The following is a 19,037-nucleotide window of genomic DNA, read 5'->3' as shown; positions in this document are numbered from 1 at the left end:
ATGAACCACGGTCGTGCGCGCCCCGTCCTTTGTCCACACTCAGTCAAAGTATGGAGCTTTCAGCCGGGCCTGAGCAATCGCTCAACGGCCGGCCTGATCAGATTCGCGCGATCCGCAGCAGCTTCGGCCGTTCCAGCACCACCGGCAGGCGCTCCAGCCGGTCGATGGCGTCGGTGAGCACCGACTCGGCCACCGCGTGCGTGGTCAGGACGATGGGCACGCCGCCGACGTCTTCCACCGGCTTCTGCAGGAAGCTGTCGATGGAGACGCCGCATTCGGCCAGGGTTTCGGAGACGGCGGCGATGACGCCCGGCTGATCCTTCACCAGCAAGCGCAGGTAGGCTTTGCCGACCCGGCGGGTGGGGGCGACGGCGATGAAGGGGGGCAGCTGGCCGGCCGGGGCCTGGAAGACCGGGCGCTTGGCGTGGGTCATGACGTCAGCGATGTCGGCGGCGACGGCGGCGGCGGTCGGGCCGGCGCCGGCGCCGGGGCCCTGGAGGAAGATCCGGCCGATGCGGGCGCCTTCGATGAACAGGGCGTTGGTGGCGCCGCGGGTCTCGGCCAGGGGGTGGCCGAAGGCGACGAGGCTGGGGTGGACGCGGACGGCGACGCCGTCGTCGGTGCGCTCGGTCGAGGCGATCAGGCGGATGCGGTAGCCGAGGTCCTTGGCCATGGCGATGTCGAGCTGCTCGACGCCGTCGATGCCCTCGATCTCGGCGGCGGCGAAGTTGGGGGCGCAGCCGAAGGCCAGGGCGGCCAGGATGGAGATCTTGTGGGCGGCGTCGAAGCCGCCGACGTCGGTGGTCGGGTCGGCCTCGGCATAGCCCATGGCCTGGGCGTCCTTGAGCACGTCGGCGAAGGCGCGGCCCTTGGACTCCATCTCGCTGAGGATGAAGTTGCAGGTGCCGTTGAGGATGCCGGCCAGGGCCGAGACGTCGTCGCCGACCATGGCCTCGCGCAGCATCTTCACCGCCGGGGTGCCGCCCATGACGGCGGCCTCGAACAGCAGCGGCACGCCGGCGGCCTCGGCCAGGGCGGCCAGTTCGGCGCCGTGGACGGCGATCAGGGCCTTGTTGGCGGTGACGACGGGCTTGCCGGATTTGAGGGCCGCTTCGACGGCGGCCTTGGCCGGGCCGTCGGAGCCGCCGACCAGCTCGACGAAGATGTCGATGTCGGGGGCGTTGGCCAGGGCGACGGGATCGTCGAACCAGGTCAGGCTGGAGATATCGACCGGGCGCTGGCGCGTGCGGTTGCGGGCGCTGACGGCGGTGATGACGGCGCGGTCGCCGGCGGGGGCGAAGTCAGGGCGTTGAGCGAGGAACTCAAGCAGGCCACCGCCGACGGTGCCGAGGCCGGCGACGCCGATGCGCCAGGTTTTCTTGGTCATTGGGAGAGTCTCGAAACTTGAAGGCGGCCAAAATGGCCGAAGCCGCCGTGAGAGGTCCCTTCTCCCCTTGCGGGAGAAGGTGGCCCGAAGGGCCGGATGAGGGGTCGATAGGTCTTCAAGCCGCGCTGGGGTGTTGGCGACAGGCTGGGTCGGAGAGCGGGGAGCCCCCTCATCCGTCGGCTTCGCCGACACCTTCTCCCGCGAGGGGAGAAGGGAGACCAAGAGGTTGTCGAGTGCATCACTGAGCCGCCAGTGCGTTGTGTGCACGGCCCAGGATTTCCGAAGAGTTCGCCAGGAACTTCTTCACGTTGCGGGCCGCCTGGCGGATGCGCTGTTCGTTCTCGACCAGGCCGATGCGGACATAGCCCTCGCCGTATTCGCCAAAGCCCGAACCCGGGGCCACGGCGACGCCGGCTTCCTCTACCAGCAGCTTGGCGAACAGCATGGAGCCGGCCTCCCTGTACTGCTCGGGGATCGGAGCCCAGGCGAACATCGAGGCGGGCGGGCTGGGGATGTCCCAGCCGGCCTGGGCCATCGACTTGACCAGCACGTCGCGGCGCGACTTGTAGATGGCGCGGATCTCGTCGACGCAATCCTGCGGGCCGTTGAGGGCGGCGGCGGCGGCGACCTGGATCGGCGTGAAGGCGCCGTAGTCGAGATAGGACTTCACCCGGGCCAGGGCGGCGCACATGCGCTCGTTGCCGACCACCATGCCGACGCGCCAGCCGGCCATGGCGTAGGTCTTCGACAGGCTGTTGACCTCGACGGCGCAGTCCTTGGCGCCCTCGACCTGCAGCACCGAGGGCGGCGGGTTGTCGTCGAAGTAGATCTCGGAATAGGCGACGTCGCTGATGACCAGCAGGTCGTGCTTCTTCGCCAGGGCGACGGCTTCGCGGTAGAAGTCGAGGTCGACCCATTGCGCCGTCGGGTTGGACGGGTAGCTGAGGATCAGCACGGTCGGCGGCGGGACGGAGTTCTTCACCGCCCTGGAGACGCCCGACAGGTACTCTTCCGGCGACAGCGCGGGCACATGGCGGATCACCCCGCCGGCCATGATGAAGCCGAAGGCGTGGATCGGATAGGCGGGGTTGGGACAGATGATGACGTCGCCGGGCGCCGTGAGCGCGTTGGCAAGGTTGGCGAAGCCTTCCTTGGAGCCAAGGGTGGCAATGACCTCGGTGTCGGGGTTCAGCTTCACCCCGTAGCGGCGGTCGTAATAGCCGGCCATGGCCCGGCGCAGGCCGATGATGCCCTTGGAGGCGCTGTAGCGGCCGGACTTGGGATCGCGGGCGGTTTCGACCAGCTTGTCGACGATGTGTTTCGGCGTCGGCATGTCGGGGTTGCCCATGCCGAAGTCGATGATGTCGACGCCCTGGCCGCGCAGGCGGGCCTTGATGCGGTTGACCTCTTCGAAGACGTAGGGCGGCAGGCGGCGAATACGGTGGAAATCGGTTGTCATTGGGGCTCGTCGCCGCAGATCGGCGCGTGGGAGCGGAAGTCGCGCATGGATAGCCCACGGAGGGGCCCGTACCAAGCAGGCTCTTGGAAGATTATGCCCCCGACGCCCGTAGTTTCCTACTTCGGCTTCGGGGGCGCCTTAGCTCGCGCCTTGGCGGCGGCGACGAAGGCCTGCGATTCGGCGATGTCGGCTTCGGTCGGGGCCTGGACGCTGTCGACCCTGGCGTCCGCCCGGGCGCGCGCGACGAAGGCGTCGTCGGCCTGCAGGTACCAGGTTTCCGGGCCGCTGCTGTTGACGATGGTCGCCGCCTCAGCCTGCTGCGCCTGAACCTGGGCCTTGACGCCTTCGGGAGTCGGCAGGTCGGCCGGCGGGGCCGGGATGGAGGCGAAGCTTGGGAAATCCCCGGCCGGCTGGGCGAGGACGGCCTCGATCTGGGCCTTGGCCGGCGAGGTGGGGTTGACCGGGACCTCGGCGAACACCTGGCGGCCCGAGGGCGACACGCAGGCGGCAAGCGACAGGCTGCCCAGGAGCAGGACAGAAGCGCTGAAGAGGCGCGACAACGGAATGCGGGCTTGGCCGTTCATCTCAAGTCCGGTCATATGCGATGATTGCGGCAAGCGAAAGGGCGACCCCACGCCCTTCCAGGTGAGGAATTGATGCATGGCCGGTGAAGCCAAGGCCCCGACCCGCAAGGCGACCAAGCCGAAGACGGCCGCCAAGGCCCCGAAAGCGACCAAGGCGAAGGCGGCCCCGAAGGCCGACAAGGCCGCGCCGGCCGATCGCACCGAGGCGGCCCAGGCGGCGACGGCCCCCTCCCCGCACCCAAAATCGAGCGCGCCGGAGGCGCCGAAGTTTTCGCCGATCCCCGATCCCGCCGGCTTCATTCCGAAGGAACAGCGTGAGCAGTTCGAGAAGCTGTCGGCGAATCTGGCCCGGGCGGCGATCACCGCCCAAGGGGCCATCGCCGAGGCCGCCCTGCGCCAGGCCGACGCCCCGGCGGCGCTGAACACCGATCCCTTCCACGTCGGACCGGCCCTCACCCAGGTGATGGGCAAGCTGGCATCCGAGCCTGACCGCATGCTGCGGGCCCAGGCCGATCTGTTCTCACGCTATCTCGACCTCTGGCAGAACACCGCCAAGCGGATGGGCGGCGAGACGGTCGAACCGACCGTGGTGCCGGCCAAGGGCGACAAGCGGTTCAACGATCCCGACTGGGGCGCGCATCCGCTGTTCGACGTGATGAAGCAGTCCTACCTGCTGACCTCGAACTGGCTGAACAGCCTGGTCGCCGATGTCGAGGGGGTCGATCCGCTGGAGAAGCGGCGGGTCGAGTTCTTCATGAAGATGCTGACCGACGCGGTCAGCCCCTCCAACTTCCTGATGAGCAACCCGGCCGCCCTGCGCGAGGTGGTGGCGACCGGCGGCGAGAGCCTGGTGCGGGGCATGGACCAGTTCGCTGAGGACCTGGCCCGGGGCGGCGGCCAGCTGTCGATCAGCCAGACCGACATGGAGGAGTTCGTGGTCGGCGAGAACGTCGCCACCGCGCCGGGCAAGGTGGTCTACCAGAACGACATCCTGCAGCTCTTGCAGTTCAATCCGACGACGGATCAGGTGCGGGAGATCCCGCTGCTGCTGTTCACGCCGTGGATCAACAAGTTCTACATCACCGATCTTCGGCCCGATAACAGCCTGATCCGCTGGCTGACCGGCCAGGGGTTCACGGTGTTCGTCACCAGCTGGGTGAACCCTGACGAGACCCTCGCGGCCAAGACCTTCGAGGACTATCTGGTCGAGGGCATCTATGACGCCACCGCCCAGGTGATGAAGCAGTGCGGGACGACCCGCGTGAACACCGTCGGCTACTGCATCGGCGGCACCCTGCTGTCCTGCGCCCTGGCCCACATGGCGGCCAAGGGCGACAAACGGATCAATTCGGCCACCTTCTTCGCGGCCCAGCAGGACTTCGCCGAGGCCGGCGACCTGCGCCTGTTCGTCGATGAGGGCTGGCTGAAGGACATCGAGGCGCAGATGGACAAGGCGGGCGGCTTCCTGCCCGGCAAGTCGATGGCCGATACCTTCAACGCCCTGCGGGGCAACGACCTGATCTGGTCGTTCTTCGTCAACAACTACCTGATGGGCAAGGAGCCCAAGCCCTTCGACCTGCTGTTCTGGAACAGCGACCAGACGCGGATGCCCAAGGCGCTGCACCTGTTCTATCTGCGCAACTTCTACAAGGACAATGCCCTGGCCGAGGGCAAGCTGACCCTGGCGGGGGTGAAGCTTGATCTGTCGAAGGTGAAGACGCCGATCTATGTGCAGTCGAGCCGCGAGGACCATATCGCGCCGTTCCGCAGCATCTATCGCGGGGCAAAGCTGTTCGGCGGACCGGTGACCTTCACCATGGCGGGGTCGGGGCATATCGCCGGGGTGATCAACCATCCGGACGCCAAGAAATACCAGCACTGGACCAACGCCGCCCTGCCGGCGACGGTCGAGGAATGGGTGGCCGGGGCGGTCGAGCATCCGGGCAGCTGGTGGCCGCACTGGGCGGCCTGGCTGAACGAGCGGTCGGGCGACATGGTCCCGGCGCGTGACCCGACCAACGGGCCGCTCGGCAAGCCGCTGGAGGATGCGCCGGGGTCGTTCGTGAAGGTGCGGAGCTAGAGGTTCAGCCGCAGCTTCGGCCGTTCCCAGGTAATTTCGCCGACCGGCGGCGACACACCGACGTCCAACGCCCCCATCCGGCGGTAGAATTCCGCCGCCTTCGGGTTCGAGCTGATCACCACCGCCGTCGCGCCGAGCGCCCTCGCCCGCTCCGCCATCTGCTCGAACAGCCGCCGGCCGACGCCTTTGCCCTGGGCGGCGTTGGCCGTGAAGAAGAGGTCCAGTTCCCAGACTGTCCCGTCGTGCGGGATCAACTGATGGAAGCCGAGCGTCTCACCCGCCTCCTCGTCCAGCCAGACCTCGTCGGTCTCGGTGAAGGCCCAGCGCGGCACGAACTCAGCGATCATCGCCCGGGCCGCCGGGGTCTCGTAGCCGTTGCTCGTCTGCATCAGCGCCACCAGCGCCGCGCGGTCGGCGGGGACTGCCTTGCGGATCATGGCTTCTCCGGTGGGGACGGGTTGCCCGCGCCGCGAGCGTGAAGATTGGCGCCAGGGCCCGACGGGCAACCTGTCCCCGATGGTCCACGGTGGCCTGTCGGGGACAGGTTGGCCGGGATCCATCGGCGTTCACCGGGCGACGATGGGGATGCGGACAACCCGTCCCCTGCTAGATGTGCAGCGGCTTGCCGAAGGCTTCGAGGGCCGCCTCGTGCATGGCCTCGCTCATAGTCGGGTGCGGGAAGACGGTGGCGAACAGATCTTCCTCGGTGCCTTCCATGGTCATGGCGATGGTGTAGCCTTGGATCATCTCCGTGACCTCGTGGCCGATCATGTGGGCGCCGAGCAGGGCGCCGGTCTTCGCGTCGAACACCGTCTTGACGAAACCCTCGGTCTCGCTGGCGGCGATGGCCTTGCCGTTCACCTTGAAGGGGAAGCGGCCGACCTTGAGCTCATAGCCCGTAGCCTTCGCCGCTGCTTCCGTCAGGCCCACCGACGCGACCTGCGGGTTGGCGTAGGTGCAGCCGGGCACCGGGGCGGTGAGCGTCGGGGTCTTCACCCCGGCGATGTGCTCGACGCAGTGGACGCCGTCATGCATCGCCTTGTGGGCCAGCCAGGGGGCGCCGGCGACATCGCCGATGGCGTAGAGGCCGGGGACATTGGTGCCGCCGTGGCTGTCGGCGACGACGTGGCCGCGATCGAGTTTCAGGCCCAGGGCTTCGAGGCCCATATCCTCGGTGTTGGCGGCGATGCCGACGGCGACGATGCAGACCTCGGCCTCCAGCGTCTCGGCCTTGCCGCCCGCCTCGATGGCGACGCTGACGCCGGCTTTGGTCGCGGCGACCTTGGAGACCTTGGCGCCGATGCGGAACTTGATGCCGCGCTTTTCAAAGGCCTTCTGGGCGGCCTTGGAAATCTCCTCGTCCTCGACCGGCATGATCCGGTCGACGGCCTCGATCACCGTCACCTCGGCCCCGAGGGCGCGGTAGAAGCTGGCGAACTCGATGCCGATGGCGCCCGAGCCGATGACCACCAGGCTCTTGGGGCAGGTCTTGGGGGTCAGGGCCTCGCGGTAGGTCCAGATGGCCTTGCCATCCGGAACGGCGCCGATGGCCGGGATGGTGCGGGCCCGCGCGCCGGTGGCGAGGATGACCGATTTGGCGGTGACCGTGCGGCTGCCGCCGGCTTTGAGGGCGACGACGACCTTGGGGGCGCCGGCGGCCTTCTCGAGTTTCGCCGCCCCTTCGATGACCTCGATCTTGTGCTTCTTCATCAGGAAGGCGACGCCGGCGGTCAGCTGTTTGGCGACGCCGCGCGAGCGCTCGACCACCTTGCCGAAGTCGAACGACCGGCCGCTGACCGACAGGCCGTAGGCCTCCAGATGGCTCAGCTGTTCATAGACCTCGCCGCTCTTGAGCAGGGCCTTGGTCGGGATGCAGCCCCAGTTGAGGCAGATGCCGCCCAGGTTTTCCCGCTCGACGATGGCCGTCTTCAGGCCGAGCTGGCTGGCGCGGATGGCCGCCACATAGCCGCCGGGGCCGGCGCCGATGACGATGAGGTCGAAATCGCTCACGGGATTACTCCAAGAATTCAGGTACGCTTCGGACGGCCGATCAAACGATCATCGTCAGCGGGTCTTCGATCAGCGACCTGAACACCTGCAGGAAGCGGGCGCCGATGGCTCCATCGACGACGCGGTGGTCGCAGGTCAGGGTGACGGTCATGACGGTGGCGATGGCCAGCTGGCCGTTCTTGACCACCGGCCGCTGTTCGCCGGCCCCGACGCTCATGATGCAGCCCTGCGGCTCGTTGATGATCGAGGCGAAGGACTTGATGCCCATCATGCCGAGGTTGGAGACCGAGAAGGTGCCGCCCTGGAATTCCTCGGGCTTCAGCTTGCGGTCGCGGGCCCGGCCGGCCAGGTCCTTGGCCTCGGTGGCGATCTGGGCGAGGCCCTTGGTGTCGGCCTTGCGGATGATCGGGGTGATCAGGCCGCCGTCGATGGCCACGGCCATGGCGATGTCGGCGTGGTGATGCATGGCCAGCCCCTCGGGGCTGTAGCTGGCGTTGGCTTCCGGCACCCGCTTGAGGGCGACGGCGACGGCCTTGATGACGAGGTCATTGACCGAGACCTTGACGCCGTCCTTTTCCAGCATGGCGTTGATTTTGGACCGCGCGGCCAGCAGGCCGTCGATCTCCAGGTCGATGGTCAGCGGGAAGTGGGGAATGTCGCGGAAGCTGTCGGTCATCCGGCGGGCGATGGTCTTGCGCATGCCGTCGAGCGGGACGAGGTCGTAGGTGCCCTCTGGGATTCCAAGTTGGGCCAGGGTCTGGGCCTGACGCGGGGCGGCGGAGGCTGCGGCAGGTGCGCCGGGCGCAGCCGTCGGGGCGGCGGTGGGCGCCTTGCCACGGGCGGCGTCGACGTCGGCCTTGATCACCCGGCCATGCGGGCCGCTGCCCTTGACGGTCGCGAGGTCGAGACCGGCGGCCTGGGCCAGGCGACGGGCCAGGGGCGAGGCCATGACCCGGTCGCCGGACGCGCTGGCCGGCGCGGGGGCAGGAGCCTTGGTGGTGGCGCCGGTCTCGCCGGCGGCCTGGACAGGCGCGGCGGGCGGCGGCGGCGCTTCAGCCTTGGGGACTTCCTTGGGCGCCTCGGCCTTGGGCGTTTCGGTCTTCGGAGCCGGCGCGGGGGCTTCGCCCTCCCCGGCCATGCGGGCGATGGGGGTATTGACCTTGACGCCTTCGGTTCCGGCATCGACCAGCAGGGCCTCGATGACGCCCTCGTCGACGGCCTCGACCTCCATGGTCGCCTTGTCAGTCTCGATCTCGGCAATGACGTCGCCGGCCTTCACCGTGTCGCCGGGTTTCACATGCCACTTGGCCAGCGAGCCTTCCTCCATGGTCGGCGACAGGGCGGGCATCAGGATTTCAATGGACATGGCGCGGCTCGTTGTTGGCTCTGCTTTGGAACTGGGAAAGGCGCATCAGTAGAGCCTTCCGCCGATGGGGACGGGGCGGTCGGGGCCGATCAGCATGACCTCGCCGTCGGTGTCGGGCACGCCGAGGGTCAGGACCTCGGACATGAAGGGCCCGATCTGGCGCGGCGGGAAGTTGACCACCGCCAGCACCTGGCGGCCGATCAGGCTTTCAGGCGGATGGTTCCTGACGATCTGGGCCGAAGACTTCTTGACGCCGATATCGCCGCCGAAGTCGATGCGCAGCTTGATGGCCGGCTTGCGGGCCTCGGGGAAGGGCTCGGCGGCGATCACCTCGCCGACCCGGATGTCGACCTTCAGGAAGTCGTCGAAGGTGATCTCAGGCATGGGCGCTCTCATGGCTGAGGTGGGCCAGGGACGCGCCGTGCGCCTCCCAGTTCTGGCCGTCGAAGGCTTCAATGCGCAGGTCGATGCCGGAGAGGTCGTCCAGGCAGCGGGCGTTGACCGACCAGCCGTCCGGGTTGGAGCGCGGGCGGTAGAAGGCCTTGACGCCGCAGACCTTGCAGAAGGTGTGCTGCGCCACGCCGGTATTGAATGTGTAGGTCGTGATGGCGTCGGCGCCGCTGGTCAGACGGAAGCGGCTTTCCGGCACGATGACATGCACGAAGCCGACTTTCTGGCACATCGAGCAATTGCAGCTCTGCGCCTCGACAACGGCCGGCATGGCCGCCTCGAAACGCACGGCGCCGCAGTGGCAGCCGCCAGCATGCCAGGACATCGCGGTCATTGAATCTGCCCCAGGCCAACCATCGGCTCGGAACCAGAGAGGGCGATGTCGACCGAAACGATCAGATCGTCCCCGTCGCAGGGCTGATCTTCGTGGGACGTGCCGATCCACAGGCTGCGGGTGGCAGACCCCTCAGATGATAACCGGAACTCGGCGGCGACGGCGCTCTGATCGGGAATGTCCGGCATCGTAAAGACGCTCACGCCATCCAGCATCCGATTCCGCAGGTCTTCCCAAGGCCCCTCGAACGACGCATGAACGTTGTCCAGCGTGAACGGATGCCACTGGGGAGTGATGTCCGCGAACGGCGCCAGCTGGTAGCCATCCAGAGCGGCCGTCCAGGTCAGGTAGGTTGGATCAGCCCCCTCGAAGTCCAGCCGCACCGCGCCGGAAAACCAGATCGGAGAGCTCTTGAGGGCCTCGACCACCTGCGGGGTATCGCCTGACGCAAGCGGCATGAAGCTGAGCGACATCAACCGTCGCCCCAGGAGGGGACGGTAGTGGTCCTCCCATGCCTGGAGCGCACTCGTCACTTGTAGCTCACCGCCTTGGCCGCCTTGACGATCTTCTCGACCGACGGCAGCGACAGGGCCTCAAGGTTTGCGGCGTAAGGCAGCGGCACGTCTTCCTGGTGGACGCGCAGCGGCGGGGCGTCGAGGTAGTCGAAGGCGTGCTCGATCACCCGGGCGACGATCTCGGCGCCGACGCCCATCGGGCCCCAGCCTTCCTCGACGCAGACGATGCGGTTGGTCTTCTTGACGCTCTCGACGATGGTTTCATGGTCGAGCGGGCGGATAGTGCGCAGGTCGATGACCTCGGCCTCGATGCCCTCGGCGGCCAGTTCCTCGGCGGCCTTCAGCGCCAGACCGACCATGCGGCTGTGGGCGGTGATGGTGACGCCCGAGCCTTCGCGGCGGATCTTGGCCTTGCCGATCGGCACGATCCAGTCCTCGACATCGGGGATGTCGAACTCGACGCCGTACATCATCTCATGCTCGAGGAAGACGACGGGGTTGGGATCGCGGATGGCGGCTTTCAGCAGGCCCTTGGCGTCGGCGGCGTCGTAGGGCGCGACGACCTTGAGGCCGGGGATCTGGCCGTACCAGGCGCTGTAGTCCTGGCTGTGCTGGGCGCCGACGCGGGCGGCCGCGCCGTTGGGGCCGCGGAAGACGATCGACGACTTGATCTGGCCGCCCGACATGTAGAGCGTCTTGGCGGCCGAGTTGATGATCTGGTCGATGGCCTGCATCGCGAAGTTCCAGGTCATGAACTCGACGATGGGCTTGAGGCCGGCCATCGCCGCGCCGACGCCAAGGCCGGCGAAGCCATGCTCGGTGATCGGGGTGTCGATGACGCGGCGGTCGCCGAACTCCTGGAGCAGTTCGCGGGAGACCTTGTAGGCCCCCTGGTACTGGGCGACTTCCTCGCCCATCAGGAAGACCGTGTCGTCGCGGCGCATCTCTTCGGCCATGGCGTCGCGCAGGGCGTCGCGGACGGTGATCTTCACCATCTTCGCGCCAGCCGGGATCTCGGGATCCTTCAGCTCGACCTTGGGCGTGACGGGCGCGGGCCCCTCGCCTTCCGGCTGGGCCTTGGCGGTTTCGGGCGGGGCCTTCTCCGGATCACCGGCGGCTTCCTGCTTCGGCGCTTCCTTCGGCGCCTCGGCCGGCGCGGGCGCAGGTGAAGCGCCCTCCTCGCCTTCCAGGCGGGCGATGGGGGTGTTGACCTTGACGTTCTCGGCGCCGGCCTCGACCAGGATGTCGGCGATCACGCCTTCATCGACGGCCTCGACCTCCATGGTCGCCTTGTCGGTCTCGATCTCGGCGATGACGTCGCCGGCCTTGACCGTGTCGCCCTTCTTGACGTGCCACTTGGCGAGGGTGCCCTCCTCCATGGTCGGAGACAGGGCGGGCATGAGGATATCGGTCATTACTCGGCCGCCTCCAGGTAGACGTCGGTGTAGAGTTCGGAAGCGTCCGGCTCGGGCGAGGTGCGGGCGAATTCGGCGGCCTCGGCGACGATGCGCTTCACCTCCGCGTCGATTGTCTTCAGCTCGTCCTCGGTCACCTTGGCGGCGTCCAGCTTTTCGCGCAGGTGGTCGATGGGGTCGCGGGTCTTCTTGACCTCGTCCACCTCCTCCTTGGTGCGGTATTTGGCCGGGTCGCTCATCGAGTGGCCGCGGTAGCGGTAGGTCTTCATCTCGAGGATGTAGGGGCCCTTGCCGCTGCGGGCGTGCTCGGCGGCGCGGGCGCCGGCCTCGGCGACCGCCTCGACATCCATGCCGTCGACTTCCTCGCCGGGGATACGGAAGGAGATGCCGCGCTTGTGCAGGTGGGTTTCCGACGCCGAGCGCTCGATCGAGGTGCCCATGGCGTACTGGTTGTTCTCGATCATGTAGACGACCGGCAGGTCCCAGAGCTGAGCCATGTTGAAGCTCTCGTAGACCTGGCCCTGGTTGGCCGCGCCGTCGCCGAAGTAGGCGAAGGCGACGTTGCCGTTGGCCTTGTACTTGTTGGCCAGCGCCAGGCCCGTGCCCAGGCTGACCTGGGCGCCGACGATGCCGTGGCCGCCATAGAAGCCGGCCTCGGTCGAGAACATGTGCATCGAGCCGCCCTTGCCCTTGGACGAGCCGCCGGCCCGACCGGTCAGTTCGGCCATGACTTCGCGCGCGTCCATGCCGGCGGCCAGCATATGGCCGTGGTCGCGGTAGCCGGTGATGATCTGGTCGCCCTTCACGCGGATGGCTTCCATGCCGACGGCGATGGCTTCCTGGCCGATGTAGAGGTGGCAGAAGCCGCCGATCAGGCCCATGCCGTACAGCTGGCCGGCCCGCTCCTCGAAGCGGCGGATCAGCAGCATGTCCTTGTAGTATTTCAGCAGCGTCTCGCGGCTCGAACCGCCAGAGGTCGTGACACCGGTGTCAGAACCCTTGCCCGATATCTTGGCCTTAGTCGCCCGCGCCATGCATTTCTCCCAGAACCGTTATCACGGCGGCCTTTTCCTTCCCTGGACCATGAGCCAGGGCGAAAAGATCGACCCGGATCAGGGCTGCAGACGGATCACATAATCCCTTGGGTCCGCGAAGCCTAGGACTGAACGCGCGCGTTCTTCCAAAAGGTCCCGCGAAAGGCTGCCATCGCGTAGTAGCCGAGCCCGGGCTTCGAGGTCCATCCTCTCCTGCCGGGTCAGCTTCAGCTTTTCGTGTAACTGCGTCTGTTCCGCGCGCCGTTGATTGGACAACAGCCAGCCGAGCTCCCCGGTAAGACCGTGGAACACGAAATACACGATCAGCCCCAGAAGGGTGATCGTCGGCAGGTAGGGGCGGATACGCGCGAGCATGCGCTGAACGAAGTCCTGGAACGCGATAACGCCCGTAGACTCTCACTGTCATGCTTAATGGAATGCTACTCGCGGGTGAGTTCCTGGCGACGGAACAGCACAAGGGTCCCGACGGCGAACAGCACGGCCCAGAAAGTCAGCCCCAGCAGGGCCCACAGGGAGTTGCCCGGCTCGTGCAGCGGCAGGGCGTCGCCGCGCAGGACCTGGGCGGCCAGGTTGGGGAAAGCCAGGATAAGGTCGGGCGTGGCGACGCCCGGATGGATCTGCTTGATGGCCAGGCCGATGTACTGGGCGGCCGAGATGAAGACCGGGATCAGCAGCCCGGCCATGTTCGACCGGGTCACAATGGCGATCAACGCCGCCATCGACCCCACCACCATCAGCTCCAGCCAGCCGGCCGCCAGGCCGCGCAGCAGCAGGATCGGCGTCACGCCCTGGCCGAACTGCGCGAAGGGCATGCCCAGCAGGACGCCGCGCAGCAGGATGGCCAACACCGAGGCCAGGGCCAGCAGCAGCAGGGCGACCAGGGCCAGGAGAGCGTAGGCCATGAACTTCGCGAGGATCAGGTTGGCGCGGCTGTTTCTCGGCGTCTGCAGCCGCCAGGTTTCCCAGCGATAGTCGGCCGCGAACATGGCGCTGACCCCCAGCAGGACAAACAGCTGGATCGGGAAGGCATTGGCCCAGTTGAAGCCGTGGAGAACCGCCTGCGCCAGATTCAGGGTCTTGGTGGTCGGTGGCGCGCCCTTGACCAGCAGGCCCAGCAGGGTCTCGAGGAAGGCCAGGCCAAAGGTGAACAGGGCCGGGAAGATCACCCCCCAGAACATAGCGCCGCGGTCCCGCACCATGCGGAAGCGCTCGGCGTTGAAGGCGTCCATCAGCATGGGTCTCAAGTCCCCGTATGAACGAGATAGGCCCGTTCCAGATCGCCGCTGACCCAGCGGGCCTCGACGATGTCGATGCCCCGGGTGGCCAGGGCGCGGATCAGGTCTGGCGCCTCGGCGCGGGTGATGGCGGCCAGCACGTAACCGCCGTCGGCGGTTCCGCGCTTGCCGAGGATGTCGAGCACGGCGGCCTGGGGCGTGGCCAGGATGCGCAGCTGTTCCTCGGTCTGGCTGAGGTCCTCGATGGCGGTCAGCCTGCCCTTGGCCAGGAAGGCGACCCGGTTGCAGACCCGCTGGACCTCGTCCAGCTGGTGGCTCGCAAGGATGACGGTGACGCCGTCGCGGTTGGCCAGTTCGCGGATCAGGGCGCGGATCTCGAGGATGCCGGACGGGTCCATGCCGCTGGTCGGCTCGTCGAGGATCACCGCCTCGGGCCGGGTGATCAGGGCGGCGGCCAGGCCCAGCCGCTGCTTCATGCCGACCGAGAAGCCCTTGGTCTTGCGATCGGCGGCCTCGGCGATGCCGACCCGCTCCAGCCAGCCGGTGATGTCGGGCGAAGCCACGCCGCTCTGGGCGCTGAGCATGGCCAGCGTCTCGCGGGCGGTCAGGTAGGGATGGAAGCGCGGCGTCTCGATCATCGAGCCGATGCGGCGCAGGGCGGCCGGATCGCCAGCCGGCTGTTCGAGCAGCCGCACCTCGCCGGCCGTGGGCTTGATCAGGCCCAGCGCCAGGCGGAACAGGGTCGATTTGCCGGCGCCGTTGGGGCCCAGAACGCCGAAAACCCCGCCGCGCGGAATCTCCAGGCTGAAGTCGTCGAGCGCCTTGACCGCGCCGGCGCCGGACCCGAACGTCTTGCTGAGGCCGATGGCCTGGAGGGCGAAACTCATGGACGCTCCCAAGCCATCATCGGCCTGTCGTGAGGGGCGACTATGGCCGCTGACCATAGAGTCGCCAAGGAGGGCTGAGCATGGGGCGTTTGAAGGTTTGGATGGCGGTCATCGCCGTCCTGGTGGTCAGCGCCTGCGCGACCGCCCCGGCGCGGCAGCCAGGGCCCCGGCCCATGACCATCCTGGTCTCGATCGACGGCTTCCGACCCGACTACCTGACCGTCAAGGACGCCCCCACCCTGTCGCGGCTGGCGGCCGAAGGCGTTGTGGCGTCGGGAGGCATGCGGCCCTCCTATCCGTCGCTGACCTTCCCCAACCACTACACCCTGGTGACCGGCAAGCGGCCGGACCACCACGGCATCGTCAACAACAACATGGACGTGCCGGTGCTGGGAACCTTCAGCCTGGGCAAGGCCGAGGCGGTGACCGACCGGCGCTGGTGGGACCAGGCCGAGCCCCTGTGGGTGACGGCCGAGAACGCGGGCATCAAGACCGGCACCATGTTCTGGCCGGGCTCGGAAGCAGCTATCCAGGGCGTGCGGCCGACCCGCTGGTCGAAGTTCGATCATGACATGCCCTCTGCCCAACGGGTCGATGTGCTGCTGGGATGGCTGGACGAGCCGGGTTTCACGCCCGGGTTCGCGACCCTGTATTTCGACGTCGTCGATACCGCCGGGCACGGCTTCGCGCCGGGGACGCCGGAGGTCATGGCGGCGGTCAAGGATGTGGATACCGCGCTTTCCCGTCTGCTCGATGGATTGAAGGCGCGGGGCCTGGACGGCAGGGTCAACCTCGTCATCGTCGCCGACCACGGCATGGCCCCGGTCCCGCCCGGCCAGGTGATCGTCGTCGACGCCGCCGATCCAGGCGCCGTGAAGCTGGTCTCCGGCGGGCCGGCGGCCGGCTTCAATCTTCTGCCGGGCCAGGAGGCGCGGGGTGAGGCGCTGCTCCTGAAGAAGCACGACCACATGACCTGCTGGCGCAAGGCCGATGTGCCAAAGCGGCTGGCCTACGGGACCAACGCCCGCGTGCCGGCCATCGTCTGCATGGCCGACATCGGCTGGCTCATCAGCGACACGGCCGGGGTGGCACGGCGGCCGCCGTCCACGAAGATGACCGGCGCGCACGGCTATGACAACGCGGCCATCGAGATGCGGGCCCTGTTCCTGGCCTGGGGGCCGGGCGTGCGGTCGGGCGCGACAGTCGGGACCTTCGACAACGTCGATGTCTATGTCCTGTTGGCGCGGCTGGTCGGAGTGACGCCGGTGAAAGGGGATGGGCGGCTGCCGAGCGGCGTATTGCGATAGACATTGACTTAGTTGCGTTTTGGGTGAAATATTAACCCAAACGACAACAGGAGTCATCGCCGTGGCCTGGAAACGCCCTGCCCTCACCTCCGCCGTGGTCTACAAGGATGCGCGCGCGGCCCTGAAGTTCCTGGAGGACGCCTTCGGGTTCGAGATCATCCTGCTGATCGAGGACGATGAGGGAAATGTCGGCCATAGCGAGATGCGCTTCGGCACCGGCACGGTCATGGTCGGCAACGAGTGGACGGCGGAACACAAGAGCCCGGCCTCGATCGGCGGCCTGATGACCCAGACGGTCCATGTCCAGCTGGAAGACACCCAGGATACGATCGACGCCCACTGCGAACGGGCCCGCGCCGTCGGAGCGGTGATCGTCGCCGAGCCGGAGACCCAGTTCTACGGCGACCGCACCTACCGCTGCAAAGACCCGGAAGGCCACATCTGGACATTCGGTCAGACCGTCGAGGTCAAGACGCCTGAGGACTGGCACAGGGACACCGGCCTGAAGACGACCGTCTACAAGGAATGGTAGCCGCGGCACGCCTCGACCAGACCCTGGCCGCCCTCGCCGATCCACACCGGCGCCAGGTGGTGGAGCTGCTGCGCGAGCGGCCGCGCCGGGCCGGCGAGCTGGCCGAGGCGGCGGGCCTGACGCCGCCGGCCATGAGCCGGCATCTGAAGACCCTGCGGCGCTCCGGCCTCGTGGAGGAAAGCCATCCGGAGTTCGACGCCCGGGTCCGTGTCTACCACCTGAGGGCCGAGCCGATGATGGATCTGCTGCGCTGGCTGGAACAGACCGAGCGGATGTGGAGCGCCCAGCTGGCGGCGTTCAAGGCGCATCTGGAGCAGGACTGAGCGTGGCCAGCCGGGTGCTGATTTCCGTCCGGGTGAAAGCCACGCCGCAGCGGGCCTTCGAGGTTTTTACCCGGGATATTTCCCTATGGTGGAAGCCCAACCCCGAGTTCGCCTTCACGCCCCGATCGCCGGGGGTCATGGCCTTCGAGGAAGGGCAGCGGCTGGTTGAGCGCCTGCCCAGCGGCAAGGTGTTCGAGGTCGGCCGGGTAACCGCCTGGGAACCGGGCGCCCGGCTGGCCTTCGGCTGGCGCCAGGCGACCTTCACGCCCGAGCAGATGACCGACGTCGAGGTGACCTTCGAGGCGGTCGGCGAGGAGACGCGGGTGACCGTCATCCACACCGGCTGGGATAGCGTCCCGCAGGAACACGCCGCCAAGCACGGCATGGAAAACAGCTATTTCATGAAGCGCCACGGCGACTGGTGGCGCGAGTTGATCGACCGGATGGGAGAGATCACGTGACCGCCGACGACATTCGGGCGCTCGCCCTCTCCCTGCCGCTGGCCGAGGAGCATCCGCACTTCGACCGCGCCTCCTTTCGGGTGAAGGGCAAGATCTTCGCCACCCTGCCCCCGGGCGGCGAGGAGGTGGTTCTCAAGCTGCTCCCCGAGATCAAGGAAAGCCTGCGACAATCGGACCCCGACGCGGTGCGGCCCTTGCCCGGCGGATGGGACAAGGGCGGCTGGACCCTGATCGCTATCGGGTCCATGGAGGGCCCGAAGCTGGCCGACCTGATCCGCCTCGCCTGGCGGCAGGTCGCGCCGAAAACGTTGCTGGGGGCGGCATGAGCGAACAGGACAGTCTGCAGGGCCATCGCCGCACGGCGGCGGTCGGCTTCATCTTCGTCACCGCGACGATCGACATCATCGCGCTCGGCATCATGATTCCGGTCCTGCCGAACCTCATCAAGCAGATGGCCGGCGGCGACTTCGCCCTGGCCAGCGAGATCAACCTGCTGTTCGCCACCATGTTCGGGCTCATGCAGTTCTTCTGCGCCCCGGTGCTGGGCCTGCTCTCGGACCGGTTCGGGCGGCGGCCCGTGCTGCTGACCTCGATCTTCGGGCTGGGGATCGACTTCCTGTTCATGGCCTTCGCGCCATCGATCCGCTGGCTGTTCGTCGGCCGGGTGGTCAACGGGGCGACAGCCGCCAGCTTCTCCACCGCCAACGCCTACATCGCCGACGTCACCGCCCCGGAGAATCGCGCCAAGGCCTACGGCATGATGGGGGCCGCCTTCGGTCTCGGCTTCACGCTCGGCCCTGTACTGGGCGGCTTCCTGGCCGAGGTCGACCTGCGCCTGCCCTTCCTGGTCTGTGCGGCCCTGGCCCTGCTCAACTGGCTGTATGGTTTCTTCATCCTGCCGGAGTCCCTGCCCAAGGAAAAGCGGGTCGCCAAGCTCGACTGGCGCAAGGCCAACCCGCTTGGCTCGCTGCAGCTGCTGCGTTCGCACAAGGACCTGCTGGGTCTGGCCACGGTGGGTTTCCTGTTCCAGATGGCCCATGTCGTGCTGCCGGTCATCTTCGTCCTCTATTCAGGCTACCGATATGGCTGGTCGCCGGCCATGGTGGGCCTCAGCATGCTGGCCACCGGGGTCTCCAACATCATCGTTCAGGCTCTGCTGGTCGGACCGGTGGTCAAGAAGATCGGCGAGCGGGGGGCCCTGCTGCTGGGCCTGGCCAGCGGCGCGCTCGGCTTCGCCATCTTCGGTCTGGCCCCGACCGGCTGGCTCTATTTCGTCGGCGTGCCGGTCTTCGCCCTGATGGGCTTTACCGGCCCAGGCATGCAGGCCCTGATGACCCGGCGGGTCGCGCCGCACGAACAGGGCCAGCTGCAGGGCGCCAACAGCGCGATCATGGGCATCGCCCAGATCATCGCCCCGACGGTGTTTGGCCTGACCTTCGCCTTCGCGGTGAATCACAACGAGACCCTGCACATGCCGGGCCTGCCGATCCTGATCGCCTCGGGCCTGATGACCTGCAGCTTCCTGATCGCCCTGCAGGTCGCCAAGCCGACCCCGCCGGCGGAACCCCTGCCCGCCTGACGCTCTTCACCGCCTTGATTGCGCCGAAAACCTGCCCTTTCTAGGGGGCGGGAGCGTC

The 19,037-nt window shown here is 67.6% G+C and carries 21 protein-coding genes; 7 read left to right on the top strand and 14 right to left on the bottom strand.

What is annotated here, in order from left to right:
- Positions 1 to 97: 97 nt before the first annotated feature.
- The 3 genes from O5I81_RS08855 to O5I81_RS08845 all read right to left on the bottom strand — a co-directional run bounded on the left by O5I81_RS08855 (position 98) and on the right by O5I81_RS08845 (position 3,445).
- Positions 98 to 1,387: a homoserine dehydrogenase gene (locus tag O5I81_RS08855; protein WP_271068579.1), complete on the bottom strand. Its 1,290-nt coding sequence runs from the start codon at positions 1,385 to 1,387 to the stop codon at positions 98 to 100.
- A 238-nt stretch (positions 1,388 to 1,625) separates the two neighbouring features.
- Positions 1,626 to 2,846 carry an LL-diaminopimelate aminotransferase gene (locus tag O5I81_RS08850; protein ID WP_271068578.1) on the bottom strand — a complete coding sequence of 407 codons (1,221 nt, stop codon included), beginning with the start codon at positions 2,844 to 2,846 and terminating at the stop codon, positions 1,626 to 1,628.
- 116 nt (positions 2,847 to 2,962) lie between these two features.
- Entirely contained in the window at positions 2,963 to 3,445 is a 483-nt protein-coding gene (locus O5I81_RS08845) for a hypothetical protein (RefSeq protein WP_271068577.1), read from the bottom strand.
- Positions 3,446 to 3,506: 61 nt separating this feature from the next.
- On the opposite strand from O5I81_RS08845, the gene phaC reads away from it, so the two are divergent.
- The gene (phaC, locus tag O5I81_RS08840; protein WP_271068576.1) at positions 3,507 to 5,510 is read left to right on the top strand and encodes a class I poly(R)-hydroxyalkanoic acid synthase; all 2,004 of its coding nucleotides are present in this window, start codon (positions 3,507 to 3,509) and stop codon (positions 5,508 to 5,510) included.
- On the opposite strand, the gene O5I81_RS08835 is transcribed toward phaC, so the two are convergent.
- The 11 genes from O5I81_RS08835 to O5I81_RS08785 form a co-directional block, all read right to left on the bottom strand.
- Entirely contained in the window at positions 5,507 to 5,947 is a 441-nt protein-coding gene (locus O5I81_RS08835; protein WP_271068575.1) for a GNAT family N-acetyltransferase, read from the bottom strand. The two genes, phaC and O5I81_RS08835, sit on opposite strands and share 4 nt — an antisense overlap.
- A 169-nt stretch (positions 5,948 to 6,116) precedes the next feature.
- On the bottom strand, positions 6,117 to 7,520 hold the full coding sequence (lpdA, locus tag O5I81_RS08830; RefSeq protein WP_271068574.1) for a dihydrolipoyl dehydrogenase: 1,404 nt from the start codon (positions 7,518 to 7,520) through the stop codon (positions 6,117 to 6,119).
- A gap of 40 nt (positions 7,521 to 7,560) precedes the next feature.
- On the bottom strand, positions 7,561 to 8,886 hold the full coding sequence (locus O5I81_RS08825; RefSeq protein ID WP_271068573.1) for a pyruvate dehydrogenase complex dihydrolipoamide acetyltransferase: 1,326 nt from the start codon (positions 8,884 to 8,886) through the stop codon (positions 7,561 to 7,563).
- A gap of 45 nt (positions 8,887 to 8,931) precedes the next feature.
- The gene (locus O5I81_RS08820) at positions 8,932 to 9,270 is read right to left on the bottom strand and encodes a tRNA-binding protein (protein WP_271068572.1); all 339 of its coding nucleotides are present in this window, start codon (positions 9,268 to 9,270) and stop codon (positions 8,932 to 8,934) included.
- A complete protein-coding gene (locus O5I81_RS08815; protein WP_271068571.1) occupies positions 9,263 to 9,670 on the bottom strand; it encodes a GFA family protein in 408 nt (135 codons plus the stop codon). The genes O5I81_RS08820 and O5I81_RS08815 overlap by 8 nt, the downstream gene beginning before the upstream one ends.
- Positions 9,667 to 10,143 carry a hypothetical protein gene (locus tag O5I81_RS08810; protein ID WP_271068570.1) on the bottom strand — a complete coding sequence of 159 codons (477 nt, stop codon included), beginning with the start codon at positions 10,141 to 10,143 and terminating at the stop codon, positions 9,667 to 9,669. The genes O5I81_RS08815 and O5I81_RS08810 overlap by 4 nt, the downstream gene beginning before the upstream one ends.
- A 56-nt stretch (positions 10,144 to 10,199) precedes the next feature.
- Complete coding sequence (locus O5I81_RS08805; protein ID WP_271068569.1) at positions 10,200 to 11,600, bottom strand: pyruvate dehydrogenase complex E1 component subunit beta; 1,401 nt, start codon at positions 11,598 to 11,600, stop codon at positions 10,200 to 10,202.
- Positions 11,600 to 12,634, bottom strand: coding sequence for a pyruvate dehydrogenase (acetyl-transferring) E1 component subunit alpha (gene pdhA / locus O5I81_RS08800; RefSeq protein WP_271068568.1), 1,035 nt, complete (start codon positions 12,632 to 12,634; stop codon positions 11,600 to 11,602). Before pdhA ends, O5I81_RS08805 begins: the two co-directional genes overlap by 1 nt.
- A 78-nt stretch (positions 12,635 to 12,712) precedes the next feature.
- On the bottom strand, positions 12,713 to 13,009 hold the full coding sequence (locus O5I81_RS08795) for a septum formation initiator family protein (protein WP_271068567.1): 297 nt from the start codon (positions 13,007 to 13,009) through the stop codon (positions 12,713 to 12,715).
- A gap of 65 nt (positions 13,010 to 13,074) precedes the next feature.
- Positions 13,075 to 13,890, bottom strand: coding sequence for an ABC transporter permease (locus O5I81_RS08790; RefSeq protein ID WP_271068566.1), 816 nt, complete (start codon positions 13,888 to 13,890; stop codon positions 13,075 to 13,077).
- A 5-nt stretch (positions 13,891 to 13,895) separates the two neighbouring features.
- Positions 13,896 to 14,777 (bottom strand): ABC transporter ATP-binding protein, encoded by an 882-nt coding sequence (locus O5I81_RS08785; protein ID WP_271068565.1) that lies wholly within the window; start codon positions 14,775 to 14,777, stop codon positions 13,896 to 13,898.
- Positions 14,778 to 14,878: 101 nt separating this feature from the next.
- Between O5I81_RS08785 and O5I81_RS08780 the strand changes: the two genes are divergently transcribed.
- The 6 genes from O5I81_RS08780 to O5I81_RS08755 all read left to right on the top strand — a co-directional run bounded on the left by O5I81_RS08780 (position 14,879) and on the right by O5I81_RS08755 (position 18,979).
- Entirely contained in the window at positions 14,879 to 16,084 is a 1,206-nt protein-coding gene (locus tag O5I81_RS08780) for an ectonucleotide pyrophosphatase/phosphodiesterase (RefSeq protein WP_271068564.1), read from the top strand.
- Positions 16,085 to 16,145: 61 nt separating this feature from the next.
- Positions 16,146 to 16,616, top strand: a complete 471-nt coding sequence (locus O5I81_RS08775; protein WP_271068563.1) for a VOC family protein — start codon at positions 16,146 to 16,148, stop codon at positions 16,614 to 16,616.
- Complete coding sequence (locus tag O5I81_RS08770; RefSeq protein WP_271068562.1) at positions 16,610 to 16,939, top strand: metalloregulator ArsR/SmtB family transcription factor; 330 nt, start codon at positions 16,610 to 16,612, stop codon at positions 16,937 to 16,939. The genes O5I81_RS08775 and O5I81_RS08770 overlap by 7 nt, the downstream gene beginning before the upstream one ends.
- A gap of 2 nt (positions 16,940 to 16,941) precedes the next feature.
- Positions 16,942 to 17,400: an SRPBCC domain-containing protein gene (locus O5I81_RS08765; RefSeq protein WP_271068561.1), complete on the top strand. Its 459-nt coding sequence runs from the start codon at positions 16,942 to 16,944 to the stop codon at positions 17,398 to 17,400.
- Entirely contained in the window at positions 17,397 to 17,726 is a 330-nt protein-coding gene (locus O5I81_RS08760) for an MmcQ/YjbR family DNA-binding protein (RefSeq protein WP_271068560.1), read from the top strand. The genes O5I81_RS08765 and O5I81_RS08760 overlap by 4 nt, the downstream gene beginning before the upstream one ends.
- On the top strand, positions 17,723 to 18,979 hold the full coding sequence (locus O5I81_RS08755) for a TCR/Tet family MFS transporter (protein WP_271068559.1): 1,257 nt from the start codon (positions 17,723 to 17,725) through the stop codon (positions 18,977 to 18,979). The genes O5I81_RS08760 and O5I81_RS08755 overlap by 4 nt, the downstream gene beginning before the upstream one ends.
- The last annotated feature ends 58 nt before the right edge of the window (positions 18,980 to 19,037 follow it).

The organism is Caulobacter sp. NIBR1757, assembly GCF_027912495.1.
In the GTDB taxonomy this organism is placed as follows: Bacteria; Pseudomonadota; Alphaproteobacteria; order Caulobacterales; family Caulobacteraceae; genus Caulobacter.
The sequence above is the reverse complement of the archived record's forward strand: the minus strand, read 5'-3'. Positions and strand labels throughout refer to the sequence as shown.

What these genes read in the sequence shown, in the direction of transcription:
- O5I81_RS08855 (WP_271068579.1), bottom strand. Translation starts at nt 1,387, where the DNA reads ATGACCAAGAAAACCTGGCGCATCGGCGTCGCCGGCCTCGGCACCGTC.
- O5I81_RS08850 (WP_271068578.1), bottom strand. Translation starts at nt 2,846, where the DNA reads ATGACAACCGATTTCCACCGTATTCGCCGCCTGCCGCCCTACGTCTTC.
- O5I81_RS08845 (WP_271068577.1), bottom strand. Translation starts at nt 3,445, where the DNA reads ATGACCGGACTTGAGATGAACGGCCAAGCCCGCATTCCGTTGTCGCGC.
- phaC (WP_271068576.1), top strand. Translation starts at nt 3,507, where the DNA reads ATGGCCGGTGAAGCCAAGGCCCCGACCCGCAAGGCGACCAAGCCGAAG.
- O5I81_RS08835 (WP_271068575.1), bottom strand. Translation starts at nt 5,947, where the DNA reads ATGATCCGCAAGGCAGTCCCCGCCGACCGCGCGGCGCTGGTGGCGCTG.
- O5I81_RS08825 (WP_271068573.1), bottom strand. Translation starts at nt 8,886, where the DNA reads ATGTCCATTGAAATCCTGATGCCCGCCCTGTCGCCGACCATGGAGGAA.
- O5I81_RS08820 (WP_271068572.1), bottom strand. Translation starts at nt 9,270, where the DNA reads ATGCCTGAGATCACCTTCGACGACTTCCTGAAGGTCGACATCCGGGTC.
- O5I81_RS08815 (WP_271068571.1), bottom strand. Translation starts at nt 9,670, where the DNA reads ATGACCGCGATGTCCTGGCATGCTGGCGGCTGCCACTGCGGCGCCGTG.
- O5I81_RS08810 (WP_271068570.1), bottom strand. Translation starts at nt 10,143, where the DNA reads ATGTCGCTCAGCTTCATGCCGCTTGCGTCAGGCGATACCCCGCAGGTG.
- O5I81_RS08805 (WP_271068569.1), bottom strand. Translation starts at nt 11,600, where the DNA reads ATGACCGATATCCTCATGCCCGCCCTGTCTCCGACCATGGAGGAGGGC.
- pdhA (WP_271068568.1), bottom strand. Translation starts at nt 12,634, where the DNA reads ATGGCGCGGGCGACTAAGGCCAAGATATCGGGCAAGGGTTCTGACACC.
- O5I81_RS08795 (WP_271068567.1), bottom strand. Translation starts at nt 13,009, where the DNA reads ATGCTCGCGCGTATCCGCCCCTACCTGCCGACGATCACCCTTCTGGGG.
- O5I81_RS08790 (WP_271068566.1), bottom strand. Translation starts at nt 13,890, where the DNA reads ATGCTGATGGACGCCTTCAACGCCGAGCGCTTCCGCATGGTGCGGGAC.
- O5I81_RS08785 (WP_271068565.1), bottom strand. Translation starts at nt 14,777, where the DNA reads ATGAGTTTCGCCCTCCAGGCCATCGGCCTCAGCAAGACGTTCGGGTCC.
- O5I81_RS08780 (WP_271068564.1), top strand. Translation starts at nt 14,879, where the DNA reads ATGGCGGTCATCGCCGTCCTGGTGGTCAGCGCCTGCGCGACCGCCCCG.
- O5I81_RS08770 (WP_271068562.1), top strand. Translation starts at nt 16,610, where the DNA reads ATGGTAGCCGCGGCACGCCTCGACCAGACCCTGGCCGCCCTCGCCGAT.
- O5I81_RS08755 (WP_271068559.1), top strand. Translation starts at nt 17,723, where the DNA reads ATGAGCGAACAGGACAGTCTGCAGGGCCATCGCCGCACGGCGGCGGTC.